The 16,027-nt window shown below is 57.9% G+C and carries 20 protein-coding genes; 2 read left to right on the top strand and 18 right to left on the bottom strand.

Annotated features, from left to right (window positions below; all coding sequences use genetic code 11):
* Positions 1 to 80: 80 nt before the first annotated feature.
* The 4 genes from FN828_RS10920 to FN828_RS10905 all read right to left on the bottom strand — a co-directional run bounded on the left by FN828_RS10920 (position 81) and on the right by FN828_RS10905 (position 4,198).
* Positions 81 to 536, bottom strand: a complete 456-nt coding sequence (locus tag FN828_RS10920; protein WP_142493442.1) for a DUF309 domain-containing protein — start codon at positions 534 to 536, stop codon at positions 81 to 83.
* Positions 537 to 1,352: an alpha/beta fold hydrolase gene (locus FN828_RS10915; RefSeq protein WP_142493441.1), complete on the bottom strand. Its 816-nt coding sequence runs from the start codon at positions 1,350 to 1,352 to the stop codon at positions 537 to 539.
* Positions 1,352 to 2,893: a benzoate-CoA ligase family protein gene (locus FN828_RS10910; protein WP_142493440.1), complete on the bottom strand. Its 1,542-nt coding sequence runs from the start codon at positions 2,891 to 2,893 to the stop codon at positions 1,352 to 1,354. Before FN828_RS10910 ends, FN828_RS10915 begins: the two co-directional genes overlap by 1 nt.
* Before the next feature lie 258 nt (positions 2,894 to 3,151).
* Positions 3,152 to 4,198, bottom strand: a complete 1,047-nt coding sequence (locus FN828_RS10905) for a TRAP transporter substrate-binding protein (protein WP_142493439.1) — start codon at positions 4,196 to 4,198, stop codon at positions 3,152 to 3,154.
* Between the two features lie 358 nt (positions 4,199 to 4,556).
* Between FN828_RS10905 and FN828_RS10900 the strand changes: the two genes are divergently transcribed.
* Complete coding sequence (locus FN828_RS10900) at positions 4,557 to 5,555, top strand: response regulator (protein WP_142493438.1); 999 nt, start codon at positions 4,557 to 4,559, stop codon at positions 5,553 to 5,555.
* 9 nt (positions 5,556 to 5,564) lie between these two features.
* Positions 5,565 to 5,930 (top strand): Hpt domain-containing protein, encoded by a 366-nt coding sequence (locus tag FN828_RS10895; protein WP_185958992.1) that lies wholly within the window; start codon positions 5,565 to 5,567, stop codon positions 5,928 to 5,930.
* A 93-nt stretch (positions 5,931 to 6,023) separates the two neighbouring features.
* On the opposite strand, the gene FN828_RS10890 is transcribed toward FN828_RS10895, so the two are convergent.
* From FN828_RS10890 to FN828_RS10825, 14 genes are all read right to left on the bottom strand, one after another.
* The gene (locus tag FN828_RS10890; protein WP_142493436.1) at positions 6,024 to 6,407 is read right to left on the bottom strand and encodes a response regulator; all 384 of its coding nucleotides are present in this window, start codon (positions 6,405 to 6,407) and stop codon (positions 6,024 to 6,026) included.
* 104 nt (positions 6,408 to 6,511) lie between these two features.
* On the bottom strand, positions 6,512 to 7,846 hold the full coding sequence (locus tag FN828_RS10885; protein WP_142493435.1) for a PAS domain-containing sensor histidine kinase: 1,335 nt from the start codon (positions 7,844 to 7,846) through the stop codon (positions 6,512 to 6,514).
* Between the two features lie 338 nt (positions 7,847 to 8,184).
* Positions 8,185 to 8,613 (bottom strand): YqaA family protein, encoded by a 429-nt coding sequence (locus FN828_RS10880; RefSeq protein WP_221930549.1) that lies wholly within the window; start codon positions 8,611 to 8,613, stop codon positions 8,185 to 8,187.
* Positions 8,614 to 8,771: 158 nt separating this feature from the next.
* Positions 8,772 to 9,893, bottom strand: coding sequence for a beta-ketoacyl-ACP synthase III (locus FN828_RS10875; RefSeq protein WP_142493433.1), 1,122 nt, complete (start codon positions 9,891 to 9,893; stop codon positions 8,772 to 8,774).
* 81 nt (positions 9,894 to 9,974) lie between these two features.
* The gene (locus FN828_RS10870) at positions 9,975 to 10,943 is read right to left on the bottom strand and encodes a 2-hydroxyacid dehydrogenase (RefSeq protein ID WP_142493432.1); all 969 of its coding nucleotides are present in this window, start codon (positions 10,941 to 10,943) and stop codon (positions 9,975 to 9,977) included.
* Positions 10,943 to 11,281: a tRNA-binding protein gene (locus FN828_RS10865; RefSeq protein ID WP_142493431.1), complete on the bottom strand. Its 339-nt coding sequence runs from the start codon at positions 11,279 to 11,281 to the stop codon at positions 10,943 to 10,945. Before FN828_RS10865 ends, FN828_RS10870 begins: the two co-directional genes overlap by 1 nt.
* Positions 11,274 to 12,089 (bottom strand): pyrroline-5-carboxylate reductase, encoded by an 816-nt coding sequence (gene proC / locus FN828_RS10860; protein WP_142493430.1) that lies wholly within the window; start codon positions 12,087 to 12,089, stop codon positions 11,274 to 11,276. Before proC ends, FN828_RS10865 begins: the two co-directional genes overlap by 8 nt.
* Before the next feature lie 42 nt (positions 12,090 to 12,131).
* Positions 12,132 to 12,632 (bottom strand): type III secretion system chaperone family protein, encoded by a 501-nt coding sequence (locus tag FN828_RS10855; RefSeq protein ID WP_142493429.1) that lies wholly within the window; start codon positions 12,630 to 12,632, stop codon positions 12,132 to 12,134.
* Between the two features lie 374 nt (positions 12,633 to 13,006).
* Positions 13,007 to 13,363: a DUF6900 domain-containing protein gene (locus tag FN828_RS10850; protein ID WP_185958996.1), complete on the bottom strand. Its 357-nt coding sequence runs from the start codon at positions 13,361 to 13,363 to the stop codon at positions 13,007 to 13,009.
* A 76-nt stretch (positions 13,364 to 13,439) separates the two neighbouring features.
* A complete protein-coding gene (locus FN828_RS10845; protein WP_235891459.1) occupies positions 13,440 to 14,255 on the bottom strand; it encodes a DNA adenine methylase in 816 nt (271 codons plus the stop codon).
* The gene (locus FN828_RS21100; RefSeq protein WP_408033802.1) at positions 14,236 to 14,379 is read right to left on the bottom strand and encodes a Com family DNA-binding transcriptional regulator; all 144 of its coding nucleotides are present in this window, start codon (positions 14,377 to 14,379) and stop codon (positions 14,236 to 14,238) included. The genes FN828_RS10845 and FN828_RS21100 overlap by 20 nt, the downstream gene beginning before the upstream one ends.
* Positions 14,380 to 14,598: 219 nt before the next feature.
* Positions 14,599 to 15,162 carry a hypothetical protein gene (locus FN828_RS10835; RefSeq protein ID WP_142493425.1) on the bottom strand — a complete coding sequence of 188 codons (564 nt, stop codon included), beginning with the start codon at positions 15,160 to 15,162 and terminating at the stop codon, positions 14,599 to 14,601.
* Positions 15,162 to 15,554: a hypothetical protein gene (locus FN828_RS10830; RefSeq protein WP_142493424.1), complete on the bottom strand. Its 393-nt coding sequence runs from the start codon at positions 15,552 to 15,554 to the stop codon at positions 15,162 to 15,164. The genes FN828_RS10835 and FN828_RS10830 overlap by 1 nt, the downstream gene beginning before the upstream one ends.
* Entirely contained in the window at positions 15,551 to 16,027 is a 477-nt protein-coding gene (locus FN828_RS10825) for a hypothetical protein (RefSeq protein WP_142493423.1), read from the bottom strand. The genes FN828_RS10830 and FN828_RS10825 overlap by 4 nt, the downstream gene beginning before the upstream one ends.

Raw genomic sequence — 16,027 nt, 5'->3', positions numbered from 1 at the left:
TATGCGCTATAGTGACACTTTTATTTGATGCCAGGGCAAGATTTACCCCCAAACTTTACCCCTCATCATAAATTTAGGCATTATATCGCACAATTTGACACATCCCCCGCATCACCGCGAATCTCTGCCTGCAAAGCATCGACCGCCGCCCGCACTGCTGCGGGGCTTTGCCCCATGACCATTCCCCGCCCCTCACACGCCTGCAAATGTGCCTCGACGATCCGACACAGGCGCAGCACCGCACGCGGGCGGGCCATACGCTGCTTCAATCGGGCATTCGCCAGTTGGATTAACGCCTGCACCATGATCCGATCCGGCCCATCGGGCAAAGCCAGCCAAACAGGCTCCAGCACCTCATGCGCCTCCCAGAAAAAACCGTGATCCAGAAACACAAGACCCGCCTGAAAGGCGGGCGTGGCACATAACTGCTCAGCGGTCATATCGGGGCGCACAGTCATGCGCAGATCGTCAAACCGCCCCTCTGGATGGCGGGGCATTTGCCCCGGCACATAGGCATATGATGGCAGGGCCACCATCTATGCCGTTTCGGGCTGCGCCGCCTCGATCCGCTGCAATCGGGCTGCAAAATCGGCCACAGCAGTCAGCACCTTTTCCGGCTGATCGAACTGGGGCGCATGGCCGCAATCCGGCAGAATTTCCACATCTACCGGCGCGTAAGACCGCGTTTCCACCTCGGTGATTTGCGCCAGCGTTCCGTATTCGTCACCTTCGCCCTGAATGGCCAAGGTCGGGATGCGCAGATAATCAATCACATCCGCCACGTTCCAATGATAAAACTCCGGGTTCAGCCAGCTATCGTTCCAGCCACGGAACGCATTATCCGGGTCGCGATGATACTTCGCCATCTTCGCCCGCAAATCGCCCGTATCATATGCCAGCTTGGCCTGCTGGATCGCCGCCAACCCCACAGATTCGGTAAAGAAATGCGGCGCCATCAGCACCAGCCCCCGCACCCGGAAATCCGCAACGCTGCCCGCATAAATCGCGGCAATGGTCGCCCCGTCCGAATGCCCCATCAGGATACCGGACTGAAATCCGATACCATCCAGCACATGCGGCAGCACATCTACGGCTTCGTCGGTCATATAATGCACAGGCCACGGCAGGGGCTTGCCATCAGACTGCCCATACCCCGCGCGGGAATAGGCAAACACCCCCAGGCCGGTCGCCTGCGCCAGCTTTTCGGGAAAATCCCGCCACAGCGCCGCGCACCCCAACCCTTCGTGCAACAACACGATGATTGGGGCCTGCCCCGGCGCAGGGCCAGTGCAGCGATATTCCAACCGGATACCGCTAACCGTCAGAAACCCCTGCCCTGCACCCCAATCCATCACACGCCCTCTCGTAGCTTAAACCGTTGAATTTTTCCGGTCGCGGTCTTTGGCAAATCCTCGACCACCTCGACCCAGCGGGGATATTTCCACTTGCCGATCTTTTGCTTCACGTAATTCTTCAGATCGTCCAGTTCGGCCGCACCATGCCCATCCTTTAGCACGACATAGGCCTTGGGCTTTTCCAGCCCTTCCTCGTCATGCCATGCCACCACGGCCGCTTCCAACACAGCAGGGTAGGAGACCAGCGCCTGCTCGATCTCGAACGGGGATACCCAGATGCCGGACACTTTGAACATATCGTCCGTGCGCCCACAGTAGATGTAGCGCCCGTTCGCAGTCCGTTCATATTTATCCCCGGTGCGCGTCCAGTGCCCCTCGAAGGTGGAACGGGATTTACCGCGCTGGTTCCAATAGCCTTCGGCGGCAGACGGGCCGCGCACCAGCAATTCACCAACATCGCCATCGGCGACTTCGGCATCGTTTTCATCAACCAGCCGCACCTCGTACCCCGGCACCGCCGTCCCCGAGGTGCCATACACCACATCCCCCGGCTTATTCGACAGAAAGATATGCAGCATTTCGGTTGATCCGACACCATCCATGATGTCGACACCCCACCGCTGCTGCCATTTCTTGCCAACCTCTTCGGGCAATGCCTCGCCCGCCGAAATGCAGGCCCGCAGCGTCGTGTCCGGCAACGGCTTGCCGTCCTCCCAGTAATGCACCATCGCGGCATAGAGCGTGGGAACCCCGCAGAACACGCTGGGTTTATGCGCGTCCATGATCTGCGCCGCCGCTTCTGGCGTGGGACGCCCGGAAAACAGGATCGTCGTTGCCCCCACGGCCATCGGGAATGTCATCGCATTCCCCAAACCATAGGCAAAGAACAGCTTTGCCACGGAATACACAACGTCATCTTCGCTGGTCTGCAAAACCTGCGCCCCATAGGTATCTGCTGTCGCGCATAAACTGCCGTGAACGTGCTTCACCCCCTTGGGTTGCCCGGTGGACCCGGAGGAATACAGCCAAAACGCAATTTCATCCTCGGATGTTTCGACCGTGGAAATGGGGTCCGCGCCGTCCATAAAGGCATCATAGGTAATTGCCCCCTGTGGGGCCGCGTCAGATAAGATCACAACCTCGCGCAGGAACGGGTTGCCTTCTAACGCGGGGGCGACCACGGGATACAGCGCTTCGGACACAAACAAGGCCGCAGCGCGGCTGTCCCGCAAGATCACATCGTAGACCGAGGCCGCCAGCAGCGTGTTCAACGGGATCGGCACCACACCGGCCTTTAGCGCACCCCAAAACAGCACCGGCATTTCGGCCTGATCCAACACCAGCAGCGCCACGCGTTCTTCGCGCCGGATTCCAGCACGCCCAAAAGCTGCCGCAGCGCACGCCGTTTCGGCGGCCAGTTGACCATAGGTCAGTTCCCGCTGCTTGCCATCCGCCTCGCGGAACGCGACCTTTGCACCACGCCCTTCCTCGACATGGCGATCCACGAAATAATTCGCGGCATTCCTACACTCCGACATTCAGTTCCTCCCTTAGCCCGCCGCAATGCAAGACATCCGCAGGCATCCTCCTGTCAGCGGTGGGGATGAACCAGCGGCAGGCTCCTCTTCCTGCCGCGCATCAGGAATCTAACCCAGCCCAACCGCGCAATAATGTGCTTTATAATGCAATAAATCCCGCAGTTCGCAAGAAAATCCTGCCACAATAGTGCATTTTTTCGCACAAAAAGGGCCGCAGCGCAAACCGCCACGGCCCAATCATCCAGCAAAGCCTTTGGCTTACTTGGTGTATTTCGCAATCAGCCCTTTGGCTTCGTCGATCAATGCCTGACCGTCGATGCCCGTGGTCTTCACGTCCGCAATCCATTCATCATAAACGGGTTGCGCCATTTTGCGCCATTCTTCGGTCTGGGCGGCGTCCAGCGTGATGATATTGTTGCCGCGATCCACCGCTTTCTGACGGGCGGGAATATCCGCATCTGCCTGCGTGCCACCTGCAAAGACAGAAAACTCCTCGCCCGAATTGGCATCAATCACGGCCTTCAGATCGTCCGGCAGGCTTTCATACTTGTCCTTGTTCATCGCCAACACAAAGGTGATCGTATACAGCGCCGCCCCGGAAAATTCGGTGTGATTTCCCACCAGTTCCGGCACTTTCAGCGCGGCGGTCACTTCCCACGGAATAGTGGTGCCGTCGATCACGCCCTTGGACAGACCTTCGGACACCGCAGGCACCGGCATCCCGACCGGGGTCGCCCCCAGATGCGTCAGCAGCGAATTCACAGGGCGCGACCCGCCCCGGATTTTCATACCCTCCAGATCCCCCGGCACATGCACCGGGTTCTTGGTGTGAAACACACCCGGCCCATGCACCCATGCGCCAAGGATATGCACATCCTTGAACTCGGTATCTTTCATGTGTTTTTCAAACATCTGCCAATAGGCGCGGCTGGTCGCGCGGGCATCTGTCATCATGAAGGGCAGTTCAAACACCTCGGTCGAAGGGAAGCGGCCCGGCGTATAGCCCACCACGGTCCAAACCACATCGGCCACGCCATCAATCGCCTGATCCATCAATTCCGGGGGCTTTCCGCCCAATTGCATCGACGGATAACGTTCAACCTTGATGCGCCCCTTGGAATCCGCCTCGACCTTGTCGGCCCAAACATCCAGCACCAGACGCGGCACGTTCGCCTGCGCGGGCAGGAATTGATGCAGTTTCAGCGTCACCTCTTGCGCCAATGCGGGGGTTACGGTGAAGGCGGTGGACAAGGCCGCAATTGCGGCGCCGCCCAACACACCCAGAATGGTTCTGCGTTTAGTCATGGAGTTCCTCCCGTTTGCCATTTTGGCATTATAATGCCAATCACTATGCACGCCATGCACCATATTGCTAGAACAATTTATCACCCCGCCCATTTTTTCGCCGACCGGATCAACCAAACGCAGAACGCGCCCCTGCCGCAGATGTCACCCAAGCACACAGTTATCCGCATCAAGCGAAACAAAAACCCCGACACCAGACAACCGTTTCCAGATCGACCGCAGTAAGTACAACCCATCACTGTATTGCCGCTTACCCAGCCCAAATTCGCCACATTTTGAATCAAACCTGATCCAGACAGGAATACACCCGACCGCCCGGACATTCGGAACCGGCGGGCCAAACGCTGGAAACGAACAGATGAAAGTACTCGCAGTCGATGACGATCCGATGGTTCTGGACCTGCTGAAAGGCTCTTTGCCGAAAGCGGGCTACCCGGACATCACCACGTCGCACTCCGCAGTCGAAGCAATGGAAATCATCCAGCACGCCACCACTCCATTCGATTGCTTCCTGTTGGACATCCAGATGCCCCAAATCTCTGGGATCGAACTTTGCGACTGGATTCGTCATATTCCTGACTATTCGGAATCTCCGATCCTGATGGTTACGGCGATGTCGGATAAGATTTTCATCAATCAGGCTTTTGCCGCAGGGGCCTCCGACTATGTCACCAAGCCCTTTGATCCGCTGGAATTAACCACCCGGATGCGTGTCGCGGAACGCCTGAACGAAAAAAACCGTGATGCCCGCAACAAGGGCGAAATGGTCCAAGCCCTGCTGAATGACAGTTTTCGTGGTCCGAAATTCAACTTCGACACAGCCTTTGCCGTGCGCGACGTGGCCGGGGTGATTGATCGCATCGCATTGGAAAACTTTCTGCTGCAACTGGGCCGGGGTGGCATGTTTGCCACCAATGTCTTTGCCTTTCAGATCGTGAACGCCCGTGATCTGTATGAAAGCTGCACCCCCGAGGAATATTTCTATGCAATCACCGACGTGTCCGAGGCGATTTCAGAAAGCCTGACATATGGGGAAAGCTTTGTTGCCCATGCCGGACATGGTGCGTTCGTTTGCGTCAGCCACGGACGCGATCAGATTGACCCGGAAGAGCTGCAAATGACGGTACAGCAAGCCATCGACAAGCTGGAACTGGCCTATGACGACTGGCGCGAAATGGATGTACAGGTTGCCGTCAGCCCCTGTCAGCGGATGGGCCTGCGGTCCGGGCGTGTCGCGGTAGAGGCAATGGACACCGCGCTGGACAAGGCCCGTAAGGCGGCCTCGGACGCGGTTCACGCCAGCGAATTTTCTGGCTGGAAGCGTGATCTGATCAAAGCCTTTGCTTGGGCGGGTTAACAGATGGGAATGACTGCGATGCAGGCCGCACGGAATGCCGCCTATGCCGAACTCTTCGCCGCGAAACTTGCGGAAATGCGTCCCGGTTTTGCTGCAACGCTGGCACGCCGCCTGACACGGATGGAACAAGTCAGGGATTCCGACGTCTTGTTGTCCAGCCCGGCACAAGCGATGGACCTGTTTCGCCATTACGCCCACAAAACCGCAGGCATGGCCGCCACTATGGGCTTCCCCGAACTGGGCGAACTCAGCTTTGCCGCCGAAGCCGCCGTGACCCGCTACATGGAAAATCCAGCCCATCTGGCAGCCGCGCTGGACGCGGTGGACGACATGCTGGGGGAAATGGCCCTGATCGTTCACGACTACCCGGCCTGACCGTTTCCCGTCTGCCTCTCGCCTGATCGACGCAAAAAGCCCCGACATTTCGGGGCTTAATTTTATGGCTGGTCGGGGCGTCGGGGTGGCCTGTCAGCCCAACCCCTGCCAAATGTCCAGTATCTCTTGCGCCAGCGTCATCGCGTCAAATGGCTTGGATATGACAGCCACAGCCCCCTCTTGCAGCAGGTCAGTCTGTTCCTGAAGCTGGGCGCGCGCCGTCATGAAAATCGCTGGAACGCCGCTCATGCCCGGCAAGGCCCGCACGGCGTTTAACGTTTCGACCCCGTTCATGTCCGGCATGGACATATCCAGCAGCAACAAATCCGGCTTTACCTCGGGTGCCTGCTGCACGGCTTCGGCCCCGGTTGCGCATTGTTTCACCGTCAGCCCACCGATCACCTCCAATGCCAGCCGTGCGATCTCGCGTATGTCTGCGTCGTCTTCGACATGTAACACTTTGGGAAAGACCGTCATCGCCCTCTCCATGCTAAAACTCCAATAACCCGCCCGACACCGGACCGACCTGCCGCACAATCGCAGCCCTGAATTATTTTTCGCAGCCCGTCCCTTGTGAAGGATCAGGCAGCAACATCACCCGTAAAGCCAGCTTTGGGCAGCTCAAAATAAAACGTCGCCCCCTGCCCTGGCTCGGATTCAAATCCGATCGAACCGCCATGCGCTTCGACAATCTTTTTGGCAATGCTTAACCCCAACCCAGTACTGGCAACCTTGCGTTGCACCTGCGGCCCCTGAGAATAGGGCATAAACAAATCCGCTTGTATGTTTTCTGGGATACCCGGACCGTGGTCAACCACCGAAACGCGAATATTTCCATCCATTTCACAAACCGATGCACAAACCTCGGTCTGAGGTTGGGAAAACTTGATCGCATTGGACAGCAAATTCGCCATGACCTGCGACAAACGCATGGGATCGGCATAGGTCCGGCAATCCTGACACCGCATTTCCGCGCGGATCGACACGTCAAATTTGCGGGCATAGTCCTGAATTTCTTCGATTGCGCCCTTGACCAACAGACCCATGCGCACTTCTTCAAAGTCGCATCGCATCTTACCGGCATCCAGCTTTTCCAGATCCAGAATGTCGTTAGTCAACCGCAATAGCCGGTCCACATTTCGTTGTGCCACACCCAGCGTCGCGGCGGCATTCCCGCTTAATACCCCCATCTGTCCTGACGCGATCAAATCCATCGCCCCCTTGATCGAGGTCAGCGGGGTCCGCATTTCATGGCTTAGCGTTGCAACATAATCTGATTGTGCCCTTGCTTCGCTGACACGACCGGAAATGTCACGCAGCACCGCCATGAAACAATCATCCGCACCATCCTCGCGGATTAGCTTCAACGTCAACTCCAGCGGCGCCCCGGCGCTGGTCAACTCGAACACAACCGAATCCAACGCACTGTGGCGCAGGTTGCGAATGGCGCCAGTCACCGCCGCCCGGTTTGCCGCAGGCAACAAATCTGGAAACCGCACACGGTTTTTTTTCAATCCCAAGCCAGCAACCCGCGCCTCGGCCCGCGCGTTCAGAAAGGACACACGGCTGGTTTCAGGATCGAACACAAAGACCTCGTCCAGCAGCGCCGTAAAAGCCACCTCCAGCAACTTATGGGATTGCGGTTCAGCTTTGGGTGCAGGCAATTGCGGTTGGCTGTGACCTGTCAGCATTTGCACAGCCCCACGCAATCCGCCGCGGACCTTGCGCTTTCGCTTAGCGGGCTGTTGTTGGCTGGCGGCAACAAAGGGGCGCGGCTGAACAAAGGCGCGAACCGACAGAACCGCGACAAACAGCAACAGTACCCCGTGAAACGGCGTCAGCCCGACTGGCAGGACCGAAGCCGCTTGCACTGCTCCATCTGCCACATCCACACTGACACCCGTCACACCTGACATCTTATACCCTTTCCCGGTCAGACCCGCGCCCCACCGGAACCTGATTCATATACTCTTTCTCAACACCATGCAGACTGCCCGCCGAGAGTGTCGTTTTTCAGGTTCGACTTCGACCATTTTGAGGCAAAGGCGAAGCAAATTAGAACGACACACCTTTTAAGGAACACAAAGGTTAACCACCGCGACAAGTCCTCAGTTAACAAATGGTTAACACCACCCAAACCGTGCTACCCCCCGCAGAAAAACCGACATCAGCACAGTAAAAATACCCAAGCTGAAACAAGGCAGTTTTCTGACCGATATGCGACGCCCGGTCAAAAAACCGACAAAGATCGGCGTCAAAGCCAAGCCAGCGTCACAGCGGCAATTGCCAAATAGCGCAGAAATTTCGCACAAGTGACGATCATCATGAAGCTCCAGATTGGTTCCCTCATCAATCCGGCCACCACGGTCAGAGGATCACCGATAATCGGCACCCAACTTGCCAATAAGCTCCAGCGCCCATAGCGATGATAGCGTTGCTCGGCCCGTTGCAACTGTGCAGCAGAAACCGGAAACCACCGGCGATCCTGATACCGCCGCAAGAAACGCCCGCATACCCAGCTTACAACGGACCCCAGTACGTTGCCCAAGGTTGCCATGCCAATCAGCGCCCAGGCTGACAGGGCCGGGTCAGTCAGACGATACGCCAGCAACGCCTCGGACTGCATGGGCAGCAAGGTTGCAGCAGCAAAGGCCGCCGCGAAAAGGCTGATATAAGCAAACATGCCCATAAGCATATCAGCCTTTCATAACCCACCAAGCGGCGGCATCATTCCGTATCTTTGGAAAGGGCAAAGGGGCTTTGCCCCTTCTTGGCCTGCGGCCAATTCAACCCCGAGTATTTTGGGCAAGATGAAATCCACCCTGCCCAATGCCCGGCACGTCAGGCGCGTTCCACCAACACCGAACCAACCGAATAGCCCGCGCCAAAGGAGCAGATAACCCCCCAATCCCCCGGCTGCATGTCGTCGGAATATTTCGAAAACGCGATGATCGACCCCGCCGAGGAAGTGTTGGCATAATCCTGAAGGATATTCGGCTGTTCGCCCGGTGCAGGTTCGCGCCCCAGCACCTTGCGCCCCACGAAATCATTCATGGCCTTATTCGCCTGATGCAGCCACATGCGGCGCAACTGTTCCGGCTGTACCCCAGCATCCCCAAGATGCGCCAGAATATGAGCCGAAACCATCGGCACCACCTCTTTGAACACCTTGCGCCCGTTTTGCATGAACTGCATGTCCCGGCGATCAATCATCCCGTCGGGACGATTGCGGCGCAGGAACCCGTTGTTATTGCGGATGTTGTTTGAAAACTGGGTCGCGCAGCGGGTGGAATGCACGATGAAATGCGCGCCATTGGCGTCCTCGGCCCGTTCCAGAACGGTGGCAGTGGCCACATCGCCAAAGATAAAATGGCAATCGCGATCCCGCCATTCCAAATGGCCGCTGGTGATTTCCGGGTTTACCACGATGGCACAGCGCACAGACCCCGAGCGGATCATATCCGCCGCCGCCTGAATCCCGAACGTGGCAGACGAACAGGCCACATTCATATCAAAGGCAAAGCCACCGGCACCCAAGCCATTCTGGATTTCAATCGCCACGGCGGGATAGGCGCGTTCCATATTGGACGCGGCACAGATCACCAAATCCACGTCTGCGCCCGTGCGCCCGGCCTGCGCCAGCGCTGTTTGACAGGCATCCAGTGCGATTTCGGTCATGATGCCGTTTTCATCATCGCTGCGCTGGCGGAAATGCGGATACATCCGGTTTGGGTCCAGCACGCCCGTTTTGTCCAACACATAACGCTGTTCGATCCCCGAAGCCTTGAAGATGAACTCGGACGAGGAATGTTCCATCGCCGTCACATCGCCCGCCGCGATGGCATCCGCGTGTTCAGCGTTGAACTTATCCGCATAGGCGTTGAAGGATTCCACCAATTCGTCATTGGTGATGACTTCGGCAGGGGTGAAAACCCCGGTCCCGGTAATGGCGACTTTGTACATCGGACCCCCAAGAAATTTGTTCCCCAGATCAACCAAGGCAAGGGGGCAGGTCAAGCCCCGTTGCCGTATGGTCAACCTGACTTATACCGGGTTTGGCAGGGGTTTTCCGTCAAAAAATGCGGCCAGATTGTCCAGCACCAGCATTCCCATATCCGTGCGCACGTTCAGCGCAGCCGTTCCCAGATGCGGCAGTAGGGTCACGTTGTCCATATCCCGCAGCGCCTGCGGCACATGCGGTTCATGTTCGTAAACATCCAACCCCGCCCCGCCAATCTGCCCGGTCTGTAGTGCTGTGACCAAGGCCATCTCCTCGACGATATCACCGCGCGCGATATTGATGAAATGCGCGTGGGGTTGCATCGCCGCAAACACATCCGCCCCGATCAGATGATGGGTTTCCGCGCCCCCCGGAACGGCAACCACCAAAATATCCACCTGGGCCGCCAGTTCCGTCAGGCTGCTGACCTGCGTTGCCGGAAAATCCACGGCCTTGGGGGAACGGTTGTGAAAAAACACCTCCATCCCGAATCCGAAATGACAGCGCCGGGCAATCGCCTGCCCGATCCGGCCCATCCCAACGATGCCCAGCTTGCGGCCCGTCACATGCAGGCCCAACATCTGCGTCGGGTGCCAGCCAGCCCATTGACCGGACCGAACCAGCCGTTCGCCTTCGGCGGCGCGGCGGGCGCTCATCAGGATCAGGGTCAGGGCAATATCTGCCGTGGCATCCGTGACCGCGCCGGGGGTATTTGTGACCTTCACCCCATGATCCGTGGCGGCCTGCACGTCGATATGGTTATACCCCACGCCAAAATTCGCCAGTATCCGGCAACGCGGGCGGCCAAATTCAGCGAATATCTTTGCACCGAACTGATCGCCCAATGTCGGCATCACGCCATCATACAGGGCAAGGGCCGAACGCATCTCGGCTTCGCTCATCGGCAGGGTGCTTTTGCGCAGCTCTATATCAAACAGGCTGTGCGCCCGCGCGACCACCGCATCCGGCAACGGGCGGCTGAGCAATACCCGAGGGGGACCGGATCGCGCCATCAGAACATCCTCCCGCCCAAGGGAACATCCTGACCGGGGGACAGCAGGACCACCTCGTTTTCGGCATCGGGGACACCCAAAACCAACACTTCGGACATGAACTTGCCGATCTGTCGGGGCGGGAAATTCACCACGCCGATCACAGTTTTTCCAATCAACGACTCGGGCGTATAGTGTTTTGTCACCTGTGCGCTGGTTTTACGCTCGCCAATCTCGGGGCCGAAATCAACCCACATCTTGATCGCGGGCTTGCGTGCTTCGGGATAGGGTTCTGCCCGCACAACCTTGCCCACGCGAATATCCACTTTCAGGAAATCATCGAAACTGATCTCAGCCATTGGCCAACTCCTTGGATCGGTTGGTTGCGGCGGCAACTGCACGGGTCAGCAAGGCCGGAAACCCGTTGGTTTCATCCATCAAGACCTCTAGCGCGGCCTGCGTGGTCCCATTGGGAGAGGTCACATTCACGCGCAACTGGCTGGGGCTATCATCCGCCTGTTCCGCCAAGGCACCCGCGCCCGCCACCGTGGCCTTGGCCAATTGCATCGCCAGTTCCGGCGAAAGCCCCTGCGCCTGCCCGGCGGCAGCCAAGGTTTCGATCAAGTGGAACACATAGGCCGGACCGGACCCGGACACGCCTGTTACAGCATCCATCTGGCTTTCATCGTCCAGCCGCACCACCTGCCCAACGGCAGACAGCAAAAGCTGCGCCAGATCCATTTGCCCGGCGCTGGCGTGATCGTTGCCGATGATCGCGGTAATGCCACGCCCCACGGCGGCGGGGGTATTAGGCATCGCCCGGATGATCGGGGTGCGTGCACCAAGCACCTGTTCAAACTGAGAAATCGGTGTGCCAGCCGCCACGGAAACGAACAACGTTTCACCGTTCCCCATCGCCGCCAGCGTGGGCAGCGCCGCGCCCATCATCTGCGGCTTGACCGCCACCAAAACGATTGCAGGGGCGTCAGGCAGGTCCGCGTTGACATGTACACCCGTCGATTTCACCCAATCGGACGGGTGCGGGTCAATCACATAAACCGATGCCGCTGGCAGCCCTTGTTTCAGCCAGCCCTCCAGCATGGCCGAGCCCATCTTGCCGCACCCCAGCAGCACCAGCCCGGCGCGGGCCACATGATCCATATCCATGAATTTCCCCCTTACCTGTTCATTTCGGTTCGGGGGGAAGTGTTACGCGCGCCCGTAAGCCTCTGCAATGGCGACCTGAAGCGCATCTTCGGGTGTCCGGTTACCCCAGACCACCAGTTGCAGCGCCGGATAATAGCGTTCACAGCTTAGAACTGCGGCATTGATCATGGTATCCACCTGATCGGGGCTGGCAACCTGCCCACCCGCCAGGATCAAGCCATAGCGGAACACCATCAGTTGCGGTTCTTCCCAGAAGGTAAAAGACCCGGCCCAGCACTGATCGTTTACAACGTTCAGCGTGTGATATAGCGCGGGCAGCCGGTCCTTTGGCGGTTCCATTTCAAAGCTGCAAATCAGGCGTAGGGTTTCATCATAATCCGACCACGCCAGCGTGATGGAATAGGTGCGCCACTGTCCTTCGACGGCCATCGCGATCTGATCGTCAGCGATGCGGTCAAATTCCCAGTCGTGGTGTTCGGCGATATGCTCCACCAGATCAATCGGGTGAAGGTCTTCTTGCAAGAACTGCTCGGACAAGGCCATGCGTCACCTCTTTTTACTACGTAGCGTTCGGGTCCGAAAACCGCCCCAATTGCTAGGTGCCTGCTCTAGAGGAAGGGGATATTTACCCGCTCCTTACCAGATATGGTGCATGCCTCGTGCCAGATATGTAAAGCTAAATTTTGGGGATAACCGCAATAAGTTGTGGAAGAAAGCCAATTTGGCGCAGAATGCTGTGGAAAACCGCGCAATCGCAAAAACACCGCTAAATCAGCCCAGAACGGGAGGGGAGATTTGCTGATAGCGGGCGGTGATAGCGGGCGGCAAAGTTTGCAGTGATTGACAGACATGTTTGCAGCAGACGAGTTTTGGTCCTGCGGACGAATTGAGGTCGTTCGCAGGACCCGGTTGATCAATCACACCTTTGGCCTCAATAGAGCCGCCGCTTGGATGAGTTTCAACACCCGTTGAATACCCTCTTCACAAGGTACTGCGGTGCCGATCGCAAGGTTCGCCTCACCGTTGCGAGCGGCGTCGGCGGCGGCTTCAATTTCACCGGCCATCGCGGCCATCAGATCAGCAGCCTGTTCGTATAGGCCGGCCATTGAATTGGTCTCGGCCTTTTGGCGACCCAGATCGTAGGCATCTTTTAATGCCGCTTCGAGTTGCCACACTGCGATGTCGCCGAAGTCCAGATGGTCTGAATTCTGGGTCTCCAGAGTGTCAAAACCGGTGTGTCGCTGGGCAATAGTGGTAAGTTGTTGTTGGGTCATCGTCATTGTTCCTCTGATCGATGACATCGACATAGGTATTTTCGGGTGGATTGGAGCACCTCGAAGACTGCTCTTTTCAGGCTGTTTCGATCACAAAGTTGCTCACGAACAGTTCCCTCCGCTCCCCCCGGCTCTTGGCCTGTTTACCAACTGTGTAGGTCGTGTCGACTTCGGTCAGGTGAAATCCAGCAAACCGTTCCCGGATCGGCTCCACATCATTAATTGACATCAGGAACCGCCCCTTGATCTCCGCCAGTTGCTCGGCCAGCCGGTCGAAATCATCCGGCGCGAACATCGCCTTGCCATAGTCATCCTCGCTGCCCCAGTAGGGCGGGTCCAGATAGAACAGGGTGCCTAGCGTGTCATAGCGGCGGATGAACTCAGAATACCCCAGACACTCGATCACCACGCCGGATAGGCGCGAATGCGCGTCTTCCAGCATCGGCTCCAGGGTGGACAGGTTGAACCGCGCCGGCCGATCCGCTGACACCCCAAAATTACGCCCTGACACCTTACCTCCAAAGGCCGTGCGCTGGAGATACAAGAACCGCGCTGCGCGTTCCAGATCGGTCAGGGTTTCGGGGCGGGTCGCGACCAGCCTCTCGAATTCAGACCTCGTCGTCAGCTGGAACCGCAACGTGTCGATGAACTGCGGGTAATGCCGCTGCAGGATGCGGAACAGGTTTGCGATATCCCGGCCCAGATCGTTGATGACCTCGGCGCGCGGCCGCATCGAGCGGCGCAGGAAGATGCCACCCATGCCGACGAAGGGCTCGGCATAGGTGTTATGCGGTGTCGCGTCCAAGATCGCAGTGATCCGCTTTGCGAGGTTCCGTTTGCCGCCAATCCACGGCGCGACAGGGTTTGTTGGTTCAACGGGGGTTAAAGCCATATTTAAGGCCCTTTCCATCACGCTCCGGGCGCTCGGCTTGGGGGCTCGCGGGCCTCAATGTGTTGATGGTTTTGCAACGCGGGCACTTGATCGAAAGGGTACCTCTGAGCGCGTCGTCGTCCATTTTGAATAGCAGGCGGGCGCAGTTCCCGCAACGTAGCTCTTTCTCCATAAGATGGAATCACCGTAGCTTGGGGCCGCTCGTCGACGAGCATGGAGCGGCCATAAGCTTGTGCTGGTCGGCGGGGGGTGATTTTGCTGATCTGTACCCCCGTGCGGGGGAGTGCTCCAACACTCCACCGCCTCCTCTTCCGGCGCGAATCCGCGCCAAGATCATGGGCGCTTACGGCCAGTACTGATCGTCAGTGAAATCAGTGGGTATGGTGGCCATAGCTTTGATCGCGAAACTGGCCCCCCAGATCGGCTGGCGGAACGCAGCAGCAGCGGCCAGAACCTGTTGCCATTCGCTTGCTGTGATCTGAGCCACCCCAGTGTCGGTTTTCACTACTGTGGTTGAGGTGGCGTTGCCCAGATTGATCATGGCGTTCGACCAGGTCGTCACCTCATCCCAGCCAAGCATATCTTCCTTGCTGGTTCCGATGTGATGAACCCCACGGGTGTCTTGAAAATCGAAATCAAAGCCAAGTGCCAGACGGCGATCCCGCTCTTGTTCGACCATCTCGGCTGTGGCCGGGATCGTGTCGATGGTCCAGCCCAGAACCCACTGCCCGTCCTCATCATGGGGGGTCAGGTTGCGAGTGGCGATCTGCGCCCCCGATGTTTGTGGGCGCGGTAGAAGCGTCACCGGCTCCAAACCGTGATCACGGCAGGTCTGTTCCGTCAGCCCGAGGATCATGGCGTCCCGGCCTGTGCGATAGAGCGTGACTGTCAGGGGATCATAGAACATCAGGACACCTCAATTGTGTAATCGACGCCATCGGTGAAAATGTTGACGCCAGAGGAGAAGCTGTAGAGATCATAGCCTTCATATGTCCCCCCAAATGTTAGGGCATAAGGCGTCCCGGAAACCGAGATGATCGATAACCCGGCGCTACCACCTCTTACGGTAAAGCTGTTGTATCCAAGACCACTATCCCAATAGGCACCCTCGATCGTTCCACCATTCGCAGCCTGCGGCCCTGTTACACTCCCAAGTGCCGTGGGTGCACCCAGTTCGGATTCAAGCAGCGCAGACCACCAGCCTTCGGAATAATTGCCACCACCATAGTCGTAATATCCCGCAGTCATGGTCAGGAGTCCTGCTGCCAGACTTGGAGGGGTTATGGGCATCAAGCTCATTGCAGCGCCCTCACATCGAGGAGGCTGAAGCTGCCGATTTTTGTGATGAAGAACAGAAAGTCATGCCCGTTCGTCGTGGTCAGATCATCACCCGTCACTTGGGTAAACCCGCTGACCGTGATCGTCCCGGCGCTGGCGTTGTTGGTGTATTGGATCACCATTGTGCAGGAGGTAGCAGGGGGTGCCAGTGTATGTGCGCCACCATTAACCGCTGTCTGGATATTCCCATTCAGGGGATCGGGCGTGAGCGTCCCGCTTGATCGGGTTCCGTTGGCGAAGGGCGTGACGTTGAATCCGCCGGTCAGTGTCGCGGCGCCTTCTACTGACAGGCCGTTTACCCGATGGGCGACAGAGCCAGTACTGTCGCTCACATAGAGGTCAAAACCAGCCCCAGTGCGGACCAAATAGATGGTGTTCGCCACCAGTGTGCCTGGCAGCGAAGACACCACTTTATGCGCCAATAATGTCGCCAT

Origin of the sequence: Thalassovita litoralis, assembly GCF_900182725.1 — a bacterium.
In the GTDB taxonomy this organism is placed as follows: domain Bacteria; phylum Pseudomonadota; class Alphaproteobacteria; order Rhodobacterales; family Rhodobacteraceae; genus Thalassobius; species Thalassobius litoralis.
The sequence above is the reverse complement of the archived record's forward strand: the minus strand, read 5'-3'. Positions and strand labels throughout refer to the sequence as shown.